A 15,968-nucleotide genomic window follows, 5' to 3' on the forward strand; every position below is an offset into this window, starting at 1 on the left:
CGGCAACCAAAGCGGACTTTCATCACGTCTTGGCTACGTGAGCAAGATTTTCGCGCTGTCAGGCATCTACTCAGTATGACGATCTCCGCAGTGGTGGGCCGTGGGGCCCAGCTCGCGCTGTGGGCCGTCGTTCCGCTCACCGTGCTCGTGCTGCTGGACGACTTGGGGCATCCGGCGGCTGCGACCGCCAGGTACCTGGCCGCGTGGGCAGTGCTCGTGCTGCTGCCGGGCACTCTGCTCTGGCGGACGCTGACCGGCGGCCGCTCGTGGGCCCAGGACCTCGGCTTCGGCTCGGTGCTCGGCCTGGCGTGGGCGCTCGGCGTCTGGGCGGTCTTCACCGGAGTCGGCTACCCACGCCAGCAGTGGATGGCCACGGTCGGCCTGGTGCTCGCGCTCCTTCCACTGGTACGCCGGAGGTCCCCTGAGCGGATCAGGTGGCTGCCGGTGATGGTGCTCGGCCTGGTGCTGGCTGCCGTCCGGGTGTTCGTCGAGCTGCTCCGGTTGGTGCCGCTGCCGCCGGCTCAGTTAGGCAGGCACCAGGACGTGTGGTTCCAGCTCGGACTCGTCCAGGTGCTCGAGAAGCACGTCGTACCACCTGATCCGTCGGCTGCCGGTGAGCCGCTGATCTACCACTGGTTCACCAATGCGCTGATGGCCGCGCACGGGCAGGTGTCCGGCGTCGGCGCACCGGAGGTCCTGCTGCACCAGTGGCCGATGACGATGGCGCTGACCTTCGTCCTGGCCGGCTGGGCCGCGGGGGAGTTGCTCAGCGGCATCCGCTGGGCGGGCCCGGTCGCCGGTCTGGTGTCGGGTGTGTTCGCCGGCGGGCTGCGGCTGACCGACGAGCCCGGCGTCGACATGGCCGGTGCCTTGAGCATCCAAGGGCCGACCGGGACGCTCGCGGCGGTGATCATGCTCGGGCTGGTCGGTCCGACGGTGCTGATCCTTCGTAGGCAGGCGGGAAAAGGCACCTGGATCGCACTGGTGATGCTGCTCGTGCTGGCGTGCGGAACGAAGCCGACACTGCTGCCGATCATGGCGGCGGGCTGTGCCGTCGCAGGGGTTGCCTGCTGGCTGCTGGAGCGGCGATTCCCCTTGCGGGTGGTCGTTCTGGGGCTGCTCTGCGGTGGGCTCTTCCTGGCCGCGACGTCCACGCTGACCGGTAGCACGGGCGGCAGCCGGATCCAGTTCCTCGCCGCGCTGCGAGTGCTCCCGTACTACGCAGTCGTGACCGGCGACAGGTCCTTCCCGACGTACGGCGGCGTCGTGGTGCCCGGCATCGCGAACGACGGGCTCTGGTACTTCGCGGCTGTCCTGGTCGCCTGGTACTGCGTGCTGAGCCTGCCGAGGCTGCTCGCGGTGGTCGGGATCACGCTCCACCCGACGCGGCGCGATCCGGCGTACTGGTGGGCGGCGGCCTGTGTCGCCGCGGGTGCGGCGATCACGCTGGTGTTCTCGCACACGGGTTACTCGGAGTACCACTTCCTGCGGACCGTCATCCACCTCGGACCGGTTGTGATGGTCGCCGTCGTCGCCCGGGTGCTCGGCGACGAGATCCGGCACCGCAAGGTCTGGATCCCGCTGGCGGTCAGCCTTTCCGGCGGCGTCGGTACGGCGGTGGTGCTCAACCAGGTGTGGCCTGCCGTGGTGGTGACCAACCAGAGGGAAGCAGCGCTCGATCTGCTCGGGCCGGCCGCGGCGCTGGTCGTCGCTGCCGGTGTCGGCGTACTGCTGATCCGCCGCGTCGTCTCACCGCGGCACTGGCCTCGGGCACTGGTCGTCTACGCGACCTGCTTCCTTGCAGCGTCCAGTCTGCCGGCGCAGACGACGTACCTGGCAGTGGCGTCGTACGGGGCTGTGATCGACCGGCCGGTCACCACTGGGCAGGGCACTCGGATCTACCTGACCCGGGCAGAACAGGAGGCGATGCTGTGGTTGCACGGACACGCCGGGCCGGAGGACGTCGCCGTGAGCAACGTCTTCTGCATGCCGACGCGTTACCGGCCTGGCTGCCCCAATGACGCGTACTGGGTGTCCGGACTGAGTGGTGTCCAGCAGTACCTCGGCGGCTGGGCCTACGCGCCGCAGAACCTGGCTGCGACCAACCACACCAGGAGCTACCTGTCGCTGCCGCCGCCCTGGCCGGACCGGTTGGCGGACAGCCTGGCCGCCGTCGAGCGTCCGGCACCTGAGCTGCTGGCCAGGCTGCGGGACCAGCACAGCGTCGACTGGATCATCGCCGACCTGCGCGCCGGCCCGGTTTCACCCGCCCTCGACACGCTGGCCCAGCGGGCCTACGCGAACTCCGACGTCCGGATCTACCGCCTGCGGTAAGTAGGCTGGGCGCATGTCTACCGAGCGTGTGGAGGTCGATCGTCCGACGCGGGAACGCGCTGCCATCGGGGAGGACGGGCGGTCGCGGGACCGCAGCCGGCCGGCGGTGCCGGACCAGTTGCCGATGAGTGTCGTCGACGCGCACTGCCACCTGGACATCGCCGACGGCGAGGACGGCCACTGGCTGAGTCCGGCCGAGGCGATCAAGCTGGCCAGGTCGGTCGGCGTGACCCGGATCGTCCAGGTCGGCTGCGATCTGCCCGGCGCGGTCTGGGCGGTCGAGGCCGCCGAGCAGTACCCGAACCTGATCGCCGGTGTCGCCCTGCACCCGAACGAGGCGCCGAAACTCAAGCAGGCGGGCGAGTTGGACAGTGCGCTGGCCGAGATCGAGCGACTGGCGCGCAGCTCGGCCAAGGTGCGCGTGATCGGCGAGACCGGGCTGGACTACTTCCGCACCGGCGAGGACGGCCGGGCCGCGCAGCACGAGTCGTTCGCCGCGCACATCGCGCTGGCCAAGCGGCTGGACAAGACGCTGATGATCCACGACCGCGACGCGCACGACGACATCCTCGCGATCCTCGACAGCGAAGGCGTTCCGGACCGGGTGGTGATGCACTGCTTCTCCGGCGACACCGAGTTCGCCCGCAAGTGCGTCGAGCGCGGCGCGTTCCTGAGCTTCGCCGGGGTGGTCACGTTCAAGAACGCCCAGTCGCTGCGCGACGCGCTGGCCGTCACGCCGCTGGACCGGGTGCTGGTGGAGACCGACGCGCCGTACCTGACGCCGTCGCCGCACCGCGGGCAGCCGAACGCGTCGTACCTGATCCCGCACACGGTCCGCAAAATGGCCGGCGTCCTGAACATCTCGGTCGCCGAGCTGTGCGCGGCGCTGTCGAACAACGCCGACCGGGCGTTCGGCGGTCGCTGGTAGTGGAGTTCTCCGAGGTCGTCCGGCGGCGCCGGATGGTGCGCGACTACGACCCCGACCGGCCGGTGCCGGCCGACGTCCGGGAGCGGATCCTGGCGAACGGCCTGCGCGGGCCTTCGGCGGGGTTCAGCCAGGGGTGGGCGTTCCTGGTGCTGGAAGGCGCCGATCGGGAGCGGTACTGGCGGATCACGGCCGCCGACGTCGACGAGAAGTATGTGCGATGGGTCACAGGACTGCGGCGCGCGCCGCTGCTGATCCTGGCCTTCGCCGACAAGACGGCATACCTCGACCGGTACGCCGAAGCCGACAAGGGCCGGACCGATCGCGACGAGTCGCGCTGGGCGGCGCCGTACTGGTTCGTGGACACCGGGATGGCCTCGTTGCTGATGCTGCAGACAGTGGTCGACGAGGGGCTGGGAGCCTGCTTTTTCGGCGTACCGAGCGGGTTGGTGGGGGCGGTGAAGGCGGAGTTCGGGGTGCCCGAGGACCTCGCGTTCGTGGGGGTGATCTCGATCGGTTACCCGGCCCCGGACCGGCGGTCGCCGTCACTGCGCCGAGGCCGCCGCGGCGTCGCCGAAGTGGTGCATCGCGGGCAGTGGGGCCGGCACACCGCGTAGTCGGCCCATTACACCTTTTTCCGCCGCGCCGACGAGTCGATTGGCACTCTCCGCACTTCTTCGTTACTGTCTCGTGATGTTGGCCGGGATCGGGGAAGGTTCCGGATGGCATGCCCCTCGGCACAGACCAAGGTCGCCGGGCCGTTCGCGGCTCGGAGAACCCGGTGTGCGCCAGTGCCGTCGGACCCCGTGCCCGGGTAGCCCTACCTGGGAGCATGAGTGCGTAAGTCCATCATTGCGGCCGTCGGTGCGACGGCTGCGATCGCCGTCGCGGGCGGCAGCATGGCCTATGCGAGCAAGAGCAAAACGGTGAGTCTGTCGATCGACGGTCAGGTGCAGAAGGTCCACACCTTCGGCTCGACCGTGGCCGACGCCCTGCAGGCGAAGGACATCCAGGTCGGTGAGCGTGACCTGGTCGCGCCCGCGCTGGACGCGAAGCTGCAGGACGGTCAGGAGATCGCGGTGCAGTACGCCCGCCAGCTGACCGTCAACCAAGACGGCACCAAGAAGAACTTCTGGACCACGGCCGACAGCGTGAACGAGGCGCTGACCGACCTCGGACTGCGCTACGACGGCGCGTTCCTGTCCACCAGCCGGAGCGCCCCGATCGGGCGCGAGGGGCTGTCGCTGGAGGTCCGCACTCCCAAGACCGTGCAGTTCGTCCGCCAGGGCAAGGTCGTCGCGGTCAAGTCGATGGCACTGACCGTCGGCGAGGCGCTGAGCGGCGCCAAGGTCGGCTACGACAAGGACGACCGGATCACCCCGGCCGTGACGACGGCGCTGAAGCCGGGCGTCAACCGGATCATCGTGGTCAAGGTCGACGTCAAGAAGGTCACGAAGACCGAGTCGATCGCCTTCGACAAGAAGGAGACCAAGTCGGCCGAGCTGACCGAGGGCGAGAAGAAGACGACCACGGCCGGCAAGGCCGGGCGCAAGACGGTCGACTACCTGCTCACCTACGTCGACGGCAAGCTGGTCACCACCAAGACCCTGGCCAGCAAGATCGTCGCGAAGCCGGTCGACGAGCTGGTCACGATCGGCACCAAGCCCAAGCCGGCGATCGCGGACGGCGGCACGTCGGACGACGAGCCGGCGATCGGCAACACCGGCGTCTGGGACCGGATCGCCGAGTGCGAGTCCGGTGGCAACTGGCAGACCAACACCGGCAACGGGTACTACGGCGGTCTGCAGTTCAGCCACGGCACCTGGGTCGCCTACGGCGGCGACAAGTACGCCGAGAACGCGCACCTGGCCAGCAAGGCGCAGCAGATCGCGATCGCCGAGAAGGTCCGCGCGGCCCGCGGCAACTACGGCGACTGGCCGGTTTGCGGCAAGCGCGCGTGATCATCACCCCGAACGGCCTGCCACACTGACCGGTGTGACCAGCGCTGATTCCTCCACTTCCGCCGGGCCGAGGCTTCTCGGTCCGGCGGAAGTGCGTTCGCTGGCCGCGTCGCTCGGGATCCGCCCGACCAAGCAGCGCGGCCAGAACTTCGTCATCGACCCGAACACTGTGCGCCGGATCGTGCGCGCCGCCGAGCTGGACGAGGCCGGCGAGACGGTCCTCGAGATCGGACCGGGCCTGGGCTCGCTGACCCTGGCGCTGCTGGCCGCCGGGCACCGGGTCACCGCGGTCGAGATCGACTCGGTGCTCGCCGCCGCTCTGCCGTCGACGATCGGCACCTACGCGCCCGGGCAGGCCGATCGCTTCTCCGTCGTCGAGGCCGACGCAATGGAGGTCGGACCGGACGCCATCGGTACGCCGTCCGCCTGCGTCGCGAACCTGCCGTACAACGTCGCCGTACCGGTCCTGCTGCACCTGCTGGCGATCGCGCCGTCGCTGCGGCACGGGCTGGTCATGGTCCAGTCCGAGGTCGCCGACCGGCTGGCCGCGCCGCCCGGGTCGCGCACGTACGGCGTACCGTCCGCCAAGGCCGCCTGGTACGCCGAGGTGCGCCGCGCCGGCCCGATCGGGCGCAACGTCTTCTGGCCCGCCCCGAACGTCGACTCCGGCCTGGTCGCCTTCGCCCGACGGGAGCCCCCGGCAACGACCGCCTCCCGCGAAGAGGTCTTCGCGGTGATCGAGGCCGCCTTCTCCCAGCGCCGCAAAACCGTCCGCTCGGCCTTGGCCCGCTGGGTCCCGGACCGGGCGCTGCTGGACGAGGTCTTCGCCACGGCAGGCATCGACTCGTCGCTGCGCGGGGAAATGCTGGGCATCACGGAGTTCGCCGCGCTCGCAGACGCGAAACGGCAACTCATGTCCTAGGGTGTGGCCGTGCCACCATCAGCCCAGGTCACGGTGCGGTCCCCGGCCAAGATCAATCTTGGCCTGTCCGTCGGGCCGCCGCGCCCGGACGGGTTCCACCCGCTCGCGACCGTCTACCAGGCCGTCGCCCTGTACGACGACGTGACCGCGACGCTGCGCGACGACGCCGAGATCACCGTCGAGGTGGTCGGCGACTTCGCCGTCGACGTACCGACCGACGACTCGAACCTCGCCGTCCGCGCCGCCCGGCTGCTGCAGGCCGAGTACGACGTCGAGGTCGGCGTCGACCTGAGCATCCGCAAGACCATCCCGGTCGCCGGGGGCATGGCCGGTGGTTCTACTGACGCCGCAGCGACCCTGGTCGCCTGCAACCGCCTCTGGGGCCTGCAACTCACCCAGCCCGAACTCCAGCACCTGGCCGCCGACCTGGGCAGCGACGTACCGTTCTGCCTGGTCGGCCACACCGCGCTCGGCCAGGGCCGGGGCGAACAGGTCACCGAGGTGATGTCCCGCGGGACCTTCCACTGGGTCTTCGCCATCGCCGATGGGGGACTGTCGACTCCGCAGGTGTACGCCGAGCTGGATCGCCTCCGCCCACTCCGGCGGGTCGAGGCTCCGGAGGTGCGTCCAGAGCTTCTCTCGGCGTTGCTCTCGGGCCGCCCCGCTGCGTTGGCGGTTGCTCTCAGCAACGACCTACAGGCCGCGGCGCTGTCGCTGCGGCCGGAACTGGGCACGACCCTTCAATTCGGCCTGGACCAAGGCGCACTGGCCGCGATGATCTCCGGCTCCGGTCCGACCTGCCTGTTCCTCGCCGCCGACAGCCGGCGCGCGGTCGACCTGGCCGTCGAACTGGCCGAGTCCGGCCTGTGCCGCATGGTCCGCCAGGCGGAGGGCCCGGTCCCGGGGGCACGCATCCTCCCGGCCATCGTCAACCGGTAGAAGAACAGAGAGAAGAACAGAGTAGTTGCGGTTTGCGCTCAAGTTGTCGTGGCTTGTGGTGCTGTTGAAGACGGGTGCCCGGCACTAATCGAATCAACCATCGTCGATGGCCTGCTCGTAGCGCAGTCGTGCAGATGAGCGCCTTGGTCAGATCGCCGCCTGGATCCGGCGTTGATCGTCGATGTAGATGAGCCTGAGTTGCCGGAGAACCGGAACGTCTCCAGAGAGGTCCGAGGTCTCCAGTTCGACAGTTGAAGGTCGTCGTGCTGGCAGACGGTCGACGTACAACCGATGACGGTAAGCTCGCCTCGATTGAGTCTGCCGGTGCTCGGCCCAAGATTTCGTGCGCTAGGCGAGCCGAGTGCCAAGTGCGATTCCTGCCAAGTGGTCGACCATAAAGCTCTACCGGTGATCCGTCCCGGATGAGCAGGCGCTGCCGGTGGCGAACGGTGGCCGTGAGTCGTGCCGGTTGGGCGGAGTGGAATTCGCTGGGGTTTTAGAAGAGCCGACCTGCGAGGGAATTCACTGGATGGCGCAAAGGGTGTGGGTTGCTGCCAGGCGTGGCCGGTGATCCGCGCCGGCCCGGTGACAGGTGCCACCGGGCCGGACATCGTCAGCGTTGGTGGAAGCAGCAGGTCGCGGTCGCGCCGGTGGCCATGTTGACCACGCCGCCGTCCAGTTCCTGCGAGCCGCGGATGAGGAAGCCGCCTAGGCCGTCGGAGACCAGGAAAGCTCCCCAGGTCAGCAGCCATTGCTCACTGCCCTCGTCGGTGAGGAACACCTCGGGCACCGGTCGGATCCGGCGCTGGAGGACCCACGGGTTGTCCATCGCCTCGGCGATTCGTGCCGCCCAGGTCGACTCGTCGGTCAGCCAGCCGAGCAGTACGCCGTCGCCGCCGTGCAGCGCCGTCGGCTTGAGGACCAGCTCCTCGCGGTTGGCGAGGGCGTACTGCTCCAGGTCGACGCGCTCGCCGTCGACGGTGACCGGTCCGCTGCGGACCATTCGGGTCCACGGCAGGATGCGGTCGAGCGCGGCCAGTTCGTCGGCCGGGTAGCGGTCGCGGTAGGCCTCGTCGGACAGCAGCGCGAGCGCGCCCTTGCTGCCGTACAGCTCGGCGTCCAGCGGGGTGAAGATCGCGACGTGGCCCTGCTCGGCCGCCTGCAGCACGGGCTCCAGCAGCTCGACCGCGCCCGGCTTGAGTACGTCCTCGATCATGAACAGCCGGAACACCACGTCGATCGCGCGGTCGCCCAGCCAGATCCGGTCGTCGCGGTACTCCAGCGCGTCGACCGGGCACGGGATTGCGTCGATGCCCAGCGGTTCGAGCATCTGGGCGCTCTTGTGCAGCTGGCGTTCCAGGTCGGGATAGCTGTCGGGGAAGTCGGCGATCGCCATCACCGGGCGGACGCCGGTCGGCACCTTCGCCTCGGTGACGATGGTGCGGACCACCTCGGTCATCGTCTCGGCGTACGTCAGGTCGTTCGCGGCGACGAACTCGGCGATGAACGGGTGCTCCAGCATCGCCGCGTTCAGTACCGGGTTGTCGACGCCGCCGACGGTGCTGCCCATGTTGATCTCGAGCAGGTGGAAGCCGTCGGCGTCGCGGTACAGGTCCGCGCGGCCCATCCGGCTCGGCGCCGGACCGCGGCCGCGGCAGATCGCCCGTACCTGGGTCTCGGTCATGCCGACCGTCCGGGCGAACTCGGCGAGGTCGCCGCCGAAAACGCGCTCGGGCAGTCTGGTCAGGGCCGAGTGCAGCAGGTCGAGATCCGCGACCAGTTGCCGGTACGGCGCGGCTTCCAGGAAGGTGGGCCGGCTCAGGCACCGGCCGAGGTAGGTGGTGGCGTCGAGCTCGGGGGCGGCAGCGGCGAGAACGGCGCTGGCCTTGGGGCCACGATCGGCGGCCGCTCGGAGGTAGTCGTCCGTCAAAGACATCGGGAACTCCTTGTGTCCACGACGCCCGAGAACCCTTGTTCCGCGAAGTGTTTCAAACAAGACCTGGGCGGCCGTGTGGGCCGCAGGCTACTTGTCACGGCAGGCACTTTGAAAGGGGTTGGAAAACCACCTGCGGCCGGCGTTGTCCCGGCGTTACGCTCGTCAAACGTTTGTCTTGCCTCGTGAAGGAGCCTCCTAATGCGCCGACTTTCGATCCGCCCCGTCTCCACCCAACGGATCGAGACCCGCATGAGGACCTTTGAGCACACTGACGATGGGAATTCTGGCGCATGTTGACGCCGGCAAGACCAGCCTGACCGAGCGGCTGCTGCACGCGGCCGGCGTGATCGACCGGGTCGGCAGCGTCGACGCCGGCAGTACCCGGACCGACACGATGGACCTCGAACGCCGCCGCGGTATCACGATCCGCTCCGCGGTGGTGTCGTTCGAGCTGTCCGGCCTGACCGTCAACCTGATCGACACCCCCGGCCACTCCGACTTCATCGCCGAGGTCGAGCGCGCGCTCTCGGTGCTCGACGGCGCCGTACTGGTGCTGTCGGCGGTGGAAGGTGTCCAGGTGCAGACGCGCCTGCTGATGCGCACGCTGCAGCGCCTGCGCATCCCGACGCTGCTGTTCGTGAACAAGATCGACCGGATGGGCGCCCGGTACGACGAACTGCTGGCCGATGTCCGCCGCTTGCTGACCCCGGCGGCGATTCCGCTCGGCACGGTGCGGGATCTCGGCGCCCGGAGTGCCCGGTTCGTGCCGTATACGCCGGGGACGGGGGCAGTGGACGAGTTGCTTGCTGAGCGCAACGATATGTATCTGGAGAGGTATCTGGCGGACGATCTGACTGCCGCTGATCAGCAGACGGAACTCGCCGACCAGGTCCGGCGGGCGTTGGTCCAGCCGGTGTACTTCGGCTCGGCGATCACCGGCAACGGCGTACCGGAGCTGATCGAGGGGATTCGTACGTTGTTGCCCTGGGCAAGCGGATCGGCCAAGGATCCGTTGCAGGCATCGGTTTTCAAGGTGGAGCGTGGGGCGGCGGGAGAGAAGATCGCGTCGGCGCGCGTCTTTGCCGGCACCCTGCGGGCGCGCGAGCAGATCGAGGTCCATCGAGGCGAGCAGGCTGTGCTGCGCTCGTCCGCGCCGGCCTCGCCGGGCGCCGGAGGCGGTTCGGCCCGGGGAGCGTCGTACTTCGCGAAACCCACGTCTGTCCAGGTCTTCGCCCGCGGTGAGACCGAGCGGGTGGAGGCAGTGGAAGCCGGACGGATCGTCGCGTTGCGAGGCCTCAAGGAGATCCGCATCGGGGACCAGCTCGGCGGTCCCGGGGACCGGGGTGGGCAGCTGTTCGCGCCACCGACGCTGGAGACGGTGGTACGGGCGGGGGATCGGATCAAGCTCTTCCAAGCGCTGCAGCAGCTCGCCGAGCAGGATCCGCTGATCCGCGTCCGCAAGGACGACGAGATCTCGGTCAGCCTGTACGGCGAAGTGCAGAAGGAGGTGATCGCCAGCCTGCTCGCCGACGAGTACGGCCTGGCGGTGACCTTCGACGAGACCCGGCCGATCCACCAGGAACGCCCGATCGGCAGCGGTACCGCCGTGCGGGAGATGGGGGCGCCCGACAACCCATGGGTGGCGACCGTCGGCTTCCGCGTCTCGCCCGCGCCGGCCGGTACCGGGATCGACTACCGGCTGGAGGTCGAGCTCGGCGGCCTGCCGCGCGCGTTCCACACCGCGATCGAGGAGACCGTGCGGCAGACGTTGTTGCAAGGGTTGTCCGGCTGGGAGGTGGACTACGTCCGGGTCGACCTGATCCGGACCGGCTACTCGTCGCCGGTCACGGTCGCCATGGACTTCCGCCGGCTCGTCCCACTGGTCTTGCTGGAAGCTCTCGCCCAGGCCGGCACCACCGTCGTCGAACCGGTGAACCATTTCGAACTCGACCTGCCGCCCGACTCGGTCTCACCAGTTCTCGGGCGCCTGGCCGAAGCCCACGCGACCGTCGAAACCAGCCGGATCGACGCCAACCACGCGCAACTCACCGGCCTGATCCCAGCCGGGCGCGTGCATGCCTTCGAGACCCAACTTCCCGGCCTCACCCACGGCGAAGGCATCCTGCTCAGCACCTTCGCGGCGTACCACCCCGTGCCCGGTACGCCGCCCACCCGGCCCCGCACGGACGGCAACCCGCTGAACCTCAAGGAGTACCTGCTGCACCTCAACCACCAGTAGCCGTACGCCGCGGCGGTGGGCACCCCGTCCACCGCCACGGCGCCGTCCGGGCACATCTGCGTGATCACGTACCCTGGGGCGGTTATGGCTGCCACCCCCGCACCCAATCTGGTCAATCTCGAAGCCGTCTCCAAGGGCTTCGGCACCCGGCTTCTGCTCGACAAGGTGAGTCTCGGCGTCGGCCGGGGCGACCGGGTCGGAGTGGTCGGGCGGAACGGGGACGGCAAGTCGACGCTGCTGCAGCTCCTCGCCCGCCGGGAAGAGCCGGACGACGGCCGCGTCACGCAGAACCGCGACCTCCGGCTCGGCTACCTCGGCCAGAGCGACGACCTGGACCCGAACCTCACCGTCAGCCAGGCGGTGCTCGGCGACGCCGAGACCTACACCTGGGCGGCCGATCCGCGAGCGCGCTCCGTGATGGAGCACCTGCTCGGTGAGATCGACCACGAGGCGCTGATCGGCACGCTGAGCGGTGGCGAGCGCCGCCGGACCTCCCTGGCGAGGCTGCTGCTGACCGACGTCGACCTGCTGGTGCTGGACGAGCCGACCAACCACCTGGACATCGAGGCGGTCAACTGGCTCGCCGCGCATGTGGTCGACCGGGCCGGTGCGCTGATCGTCGTCACCCACGACCGGTGGTTCCTCGACGCGGTCTGCACGCAGACCTGGGAGGTGCAGGGCGGCCGCGTTTCGTCGTACGACGGCGGTTATGCGGCGTACGTGCTGGCCAAGGCCGAGCGTTCGCGTTCCGAGCAGGTGAGCGAAGCCAAACGGCAGAACCTGCTGAAGAAGGAGCTGGCCTGGTTGCGCCGCGGCGCACCGGCCCGGACGTCGAAGCCGAAGTTCCGGATCGACGCGGCGAACGCCCTGATCGAGAACGAGCCGGCGCCGCGCGACAAGCTCGCGCTTTCGAAGCTGGCGACGTCCCGGCTGGGCAAGGACGTGTACGACGCCGAGAACGTCACCTTGAAGTTCGGCGACCGGGTGATGCTCGACCACGTCACATTCCGGCTCGGCCCGGCCGACCGGATCGGGCTGCTCGGCCCGAACGGCGCCGGCAAGACGACGTTCCTCAAGGTGCTGACCGGTCAGCTCGCGCCGGACTCCGGCCTGGTCAAGCAGGGCAAGACGGTCCGGATCGCGAACCTGTCGCAGACCCTCGACGAGGTCGACGGCATGAAAACCGTGCTCGCGCACATCACCGACATCAAGCGCACGGCGGCACTGGCCGGGCACAGCGGTGAGCTGACCTCGTCGCAGCTGCTCGAGCGGTTCGGCTTCACCGGCGACAAGCTGACCACGCGGATCAGCGACCTGTCCGGTGGCGAACGACGCCGGCTGCAGCTGCTTCGGATCCTGCTGGACGAGCCGAACGTGCTGATCCTCGACGAGCCCACCAACGACCTGGACGTCGAGACGCTGACCGTGCTGGAGGACTTCCTCGACAGCTGGCCCGGGGTCGTCGTGGTGGTCACGCACGACCGGTACTTCCTCGAGCGGGTCAGCGACATGGTCTACGCGATCATGGGCGACGGCAACGTGCGGCACCTGCCGCGCGGGGTCGAGCAGTACCTGGACGAACTCGAGACCGGTACGCCGGGGCGTCGGGTCGTCGTCTCGGGGGTTTCCGCGTCTGGTTCGGTCGCGGCCCCTGAGGTGAGCGCCGGTACGCCGAGCGCGCCCGCTGCCGCGCCGATCGACGCTGCCGCGGCGCGGGCGGCGAAGAAGGAGCTGAACCGGATCGAGCGACAGCTGTCCAAGCTGGCCGACACCGAGAAGAAGCTGCACGACCAGCTCGCTGCTCACGCGAGCGACTACGGCCGGCTCGCGGAGCTGGACACGGAACTGCGCAAGCTCAATGAGGAACGCGAAGAGCTGGAAAGCGCGTGGCTGGAAGCGGCGGAGCGCGCGGAGAGTTAGTACGGCGGGGAGAGACCTCCCCACGCGCCGCTCCGCGCGCTCCTTCGTCGCGTGCTTCGCGGTGCTCCCGCCCGCCCGATCAGGGGCACGCGCTGCCGCGCTGAGGTACGCGCTTCGCGCTGTGCGCGCTGCCGCGCTGAGGTACGCGCTTCGCGCTGTACGTGCTGCCGCGCTGTACGCGCTGTCGCGCTGAGCACGCGCTGCCGCCGGAGTATTCGCTCGTGCGCAAGAACGCCCATCGGCGCGCGGACGGTTGTGGCGGATCGAGGCGCGGCGGCGATGTGCCTGACCACTGAGCGCGGGTGTCGCATCGGTCAAACTGCTACCGGGTTGCCTGTCGCCCGGCATGCACGGTCGTGCGCTTCAGCATGGAGTCCCAGCTTCAGCGCGACGCCACATCGGGGTCGCTGGCCGGTGGAACTCACTAAACCGCCGAGTAACACCGCCGGAACCCCCTGAAGCCCCGATGCGCCGAATCCCCAGCATTTCGGCTTGTGTATACATGATCAAATTCCCGACGCCGTGAATCGCGGCGTGCGCTCCCATCCCCTGTGATTGGGAGCGACGCCGCGATCACCTGGGTGAGCGGGCCCCGTGCCGGTCCACGTTGTCCGGGCCCCGAGCCCCGGACACCATCGACCTCTCTCGGCGAACCACCTCTTGCCGCCGAAAGAACCTTGTTCGCGACGATGCGTAGCCATAAACGCACCGACAGTGAGGACATTAGTGCGCGTGATGACTCAGTGTCGACAGCCGTTCGCTACAGCACCTTCACGATCCGGTTGCAACTAGCAACGATCGGGCCGGGTATTAAGTGACGCGCCGTCTTTTCGGATTATTCGAACGTTATTCGGCCGGTTTCCGGAGGTTGAATCTTCAATGCGTTTCCTGGTCGAACGGGCCGACCAGATCGCGCAGCAGACGGGCGAGTTTGGCCTGGTCCCGGTCGGTGACGGCGGCCAGGAGGGTGCGCTCGTGGGCGAGCAGGTCGGCCAGTGCCGCGTCGACCGCGTCGCGGCCCGCGGTGGTCAGCTGGACCAGTACGCCACGCCGGTCGGCGGGATCCGGGAGTCGCTCGACCAGGCCGCGGGCGGCCAGGCGGTCGACGCGGTTTGTCATCGTGCCCGAGGTCACCAGCGTCTCCTTGAGGAGCCGGCCGGGGGAGAGTTGGTACGGCGCACCCGCGCGGCGCAGCGCGGCCAGGACGTCGAACTCCCAGGACTCCAGTCCGTGGGTCGCGAACGCCTGACTGCGGGCGCGGTCCAGATGCCGGGCGAGCCTGCTCACCCGGGACAGCACCTCCATCGGTGCCACGTCGAGATCGGGGCGCTCCCGGCGCCAGGCCTCGATCAGCCGGTCGACCTCGTCTTTCATGGGATCGAGAGTATCCGTCAAGACTCTTGACATCAAGACACCTCGCGGGCGTAGGGTGAGGTCGTAGGTATCTTGACGTCAAGAGATCTCGTATGAGGAGCCCACGATGCGCACGTCCCCGGTGTGGAACCCGCAGCAGTACGGCAAGTACGCCGACGAGCGGGGCCGCCCGTTCGCCGACCTGGTCGGCCGCATCGGGCCGATCCGTGGGAACGGGCAGGTGGGTGCTCCCAACACACCCGATGCGCCCGCGGTCGGCGCCACCAGGGCAGCCGACGCGGCTGACGCGCCCGCAGTCGGCGCCCCCAGCGCCGCCGACGCCGCCAATCCCGTCGTGATCGACCTCGGCTGTGGCCCGGGCAACCTCACCGTCGGCCTGCTAGACCGGTGGCCCTCGGCAACCATCCTCGGCGTCGACAGCTCCGCCGAGATGATCGCCGAAGCCGAGAAACTCCGCTCGGACCCCGCGATCGCCGCCCGCCTCACCTTCGAGGTCGGTGACCTCCGCGACTGGTCCGCCCCGGCGGAGTCGATCGACGTCATCGTCACGAACGCGACCCTGCAATGGATCCCGGAACAACTCGACCTGCTGCCCGGCTTCGTCGACGCGCTCCGGCCCGGCGGCTGGCTCGCCATCCAGATCCCCGGCAACGGCGACGCGCCCTCGCACGCGATCCTGCGTGAGCTGGCCGAGCGACCGCCGTACGCCGAGTACGCGGCGGGCAAGTCGTTGCGGCCGGACGTCCCGGGTCCGGCGGAGTACGTCGAGGCGCTCAGCGCGCTCGGATGCACCGTCGACGCCTGGGAGACGACGTACAGCCACCTGCTGCCCGGCGACAACGCCGTACTGGAATGGGTGAAGGGGACCGGCGCGCGGCCGGTGCTGCAGTCGTTGCCCGACGGGCTGCGGGAGCAGTTCGAGGCGGAGTACGGCGCTCGGCTCGCGGAGGCCTATCCGCGGCGGGAGTTCGGCACGTTGCTGCCGTTCCGGCGGATCTTCGCGGTGGCGCGGAAGGCGGAGCGGTGATGCGGCTCGACCACGTGCAGGTGTCCTGCCCACCGGGCGGTGAGGACGTGGCGCGGGCGTTCTACCGCGACGCCCTCGGGATGACCGAGATCGCGAAACCAGCGTTGCTCGCGGCAAGGGGTGGATGCTGGTTCGAGCAAGACGACGCCGAGATCCACGTCGGGGTGGAGACCGACTTCCGGCCGGCGCGGAAGGCCCATCCGGCGTTGGCAGTCGACGACCTGGACGCACTGGCCGCCAAGCTGGAAACACTCGGCTACCCGGTGACCTGGGACAACGACACCATCCCCGGCCGCCGCCGCTTCCACACCGCCGACGGCCACGGCAACCGCATAGAGATCGTCTAGCAAAACCGCAGCGTCCGAAGAACCGTGCGCTACAGGCCACGGTT

Annotated in this window: 12 protein-coding genes; 10 read left to right on the top strand and 2 right to left on the bottom strand. The window is 69.2% G+C overall.

The genetic code is table 11. The features are described from left to right. Positions 1 to 75 precede the first annotated feature (75 nt). The 6 genes from BWI15_RS16180 to BWI15_RS16205 all read left to right on the top strand — a co-directional run bounded on the left by BWI15_RS16180 (position 76) and on the right by BWI15_RS16205 (position 7,081). Entirely contained in the window at positions 76 to 2,334 is a 2,259-nt protein-coding gene (locus BWI15_RS16180; RefSeq protein WP_077015239.1) for a hypothetical protein, read from the top strand. A gap of 13 nt (positions 2,335 to 2,347) precedes the next feature. Beyond that, complete coding sequence (locus BWI15_RS16185) at positions 2,348 to 3,262, top strand: TatD family hydrolase (protein WP_077015240.1); 915 nt, start codon at positions 2,348 to 2,350, stop codon at positions 3,260 to 3,262. Next, complete coding sequence (locus BWI15_RS16190) at positions 3,262 to 3,876, top strand: nitroreductase family protein (protein ID WP_077015241.1); 615 nt, start codon at positions 3,262 to 3,264, stop codon at positions 3,874 to 3,876. The genes BWI15_RS16185 and BWI15_RS16190 overlap by 1 nt, the downstream gene beginning before the upstream one ends. A gap of 219 nt (positions 3,877 to 4,095) precedes the next feature. Further along, complete coding sequence (locus BWI15_RS40095) at positions 4,096 to 5,220, top strand: resuscitation-promoting factor (RefSeq protein ID WP_077015242.1); 1,125 nt, start codon at positions 4,096 to 4,098, stop codon at positions 5,218 to 5,220. Between the two features lie 34 nt (positions 5,221 to 5,254). After that, complete coding sequence (rsmA, locus tag BWI15_RS16200) at positions 5,255 to 6,142, top strand: 16S rRNA (adenine(1518)-N(6)/adenine(1519)-N(6))-dimethyltransferase RsmA (RefSeq protein WP_077015243.1); 888 nt, start codon at positions 5,255 to 5,257, stop codon at positions 6,140 to 6,142. A gap of 3 nt (positions 6,143 to 6,145) precedes the next feature. Next, the gene (locus BWI15_RS16205; RefSeq protein ID WP_077015244.1) at positions 6,146 to 7,081 is read left to right on the top strand and encodes a 4-(cytidine 5'-diphospho)-2-C-methyl-D-erythritol kinase; all 936 of its coding nucleotides are present in this window, start codon (positions 6,146 to 6,148) and stop codon (positions 7,079 to 7,081) included. Positions 7,082 to 7,694: 613 nt separating this feature from the next. Here the strand turns inward: BWI15_RS16205 and BWI15_RS16210 are convergent. Then, entirely contained in the window at positions 7,695 to 9,017 is a 1,323-nt protein-coding gene (locus tag BWI15_RS16210; RefSeq protein WP_077015245.1) for a hypothetical protein, read from the bottom strand. A gap of 259 nt (positions 9,018 to 9,276) precedes the next feature. On the opposite strand from BWI15_RS16210, the gene BWI15_RS16215 reads away from it, so the two are divergent. Beyond that, entirely contained in the window at positions 9,277 to 11,256 is a 1,980-nt protein-coding gene (locus tag BWI15_RS16215; RefSeq protein WP_143465631.1) for a GTP-binding protein, read from the top strand. A gap of 84 nt (positions 11,257 to 11,340) precedes the next feature. Further along, positions 11,341 to 13,176 carry an ABC-F family ATP-binding cassette domain-containing protein gene (locus BWI15_RS16220; protein WP_077015247.1) on the top strand — a complete coding sequence of 612 codons (1,836 nt, stop codon included), beginning with the start codon at positions 11,341 to 11,343 and terminating at the stop codon, positions 13,174 to 13,176. 876 nt (positions 13,177 to 14,052) lie between these two features. Here the strand turns inward: BWI15_RS16220 and BWI15_RS16225 are convergent. After that, entirely contained in the window at positions 14,053 to 14,550 is a 498-nt protein-coding gene (locus tag BWI15_RS16225; RefSeq protein WP_077015248.1) for a MarR family winged helix-turn-helix transcriptional regulator, read from the bottom strand. Positions 14,551 to 14,656: 106 nt separating this feature from the next. On the opposite strand from BWI15_RS16225, the gene BWI15_RS16230 reads away from it, so the two are divergent. Both BWI15_RS16230 and BWI15_RS16235 read left to right on the top strand, forming a co-directional pair. Then, a complete protein-coding gene (locus tag BWI15_RS16230; RefSeq protein ID WP_077015249.1) occupies positions 14,657 to 15,577 on the top strand; it encodes a methyltransferase domain-containing protein in 921 nt (306 codons plus the stop codon). Next, the gene (locus BWI15_RS16235; RefSeq protein WP_077015250.1) at positions 15,577 to 15,924 is read left to right on the top strand and encodes a VOC family protein; all 348 of its coding nucleotides are present in this window, start codon (positions 15,577 to 15,579) and stop codon (positions 15,922 to 15,924) included. The genes BWI15_RS16230 and BWI15_RS16235 overlap by 1 nt, the downstream gene beginning before the upstream one ends. Positions 15,925 to 15,968 lie beyond the last annotated feature (44 nt).

Origin of the sequence: Kribbella sp. ALI-6-A, assembly GCF_001984195.1 — a bacterium.
Classification (GTDB): Bacteria; Actinomycetota; Actinomycetes; order Propionibacteriales; family Kribbellaceae; genus Kribbella.

Excerpts from the sequence above, each read along its gene's own strand:
- BWI15_RS16225 (WP_077015248.1), bottom strand. The coding sequence starts at position 14,550 with ATGAAAGACGAGGTCGACCGGCTGATCGAGGCCTGGCGCCGGGAGCGC.
- BWI15_RS16235 (WP_077015250.1), top strand. The coding sequence starts at position 15,577 with ATGCGGCTCGACCACGTGCAGGTGTCCTGCCCACCGGGCGGTGAGGAC.
- BWI15_RS16230 (WP_077015249.1), top strand. The coding sequence starts at position 14,657 with ATGCGCACGTCCCCGGTGTGGAACCCGCAGCAGTACGGCAAGTACGCC.
- BWI15_RS16180 (WP_077015239.1), top strand. The coding sequence starts at position 76 with ATGACGATCTCCGCAGTGGTGGGCCGTGGGGCCCAGCTCGCGCTGTGG.
- BWI15_RS16220 (WP_077015247.1), top strand. The coding sequence starts at position 11,341 with ATGGCTGCCACCCCCGCACCCAATCTGGTCAATCTCGAAGCCGTCTCC.
- BWI15_RS16185 (WP_077015240.1), top strand. The coding sequence starts at position 2,348 with ATGTCTACCGAGCGTGTGGAGGTCGATCGTCCGACGCGGGAACGCGCT.
- BWI15_RS16210 (WP_077015245.1), bottom strand. The coding sequence starts at position 9,017 with ATGTCTTTGACGGACGACTACCTCCGAGCGGCCGCCGATCGTGGCCCC.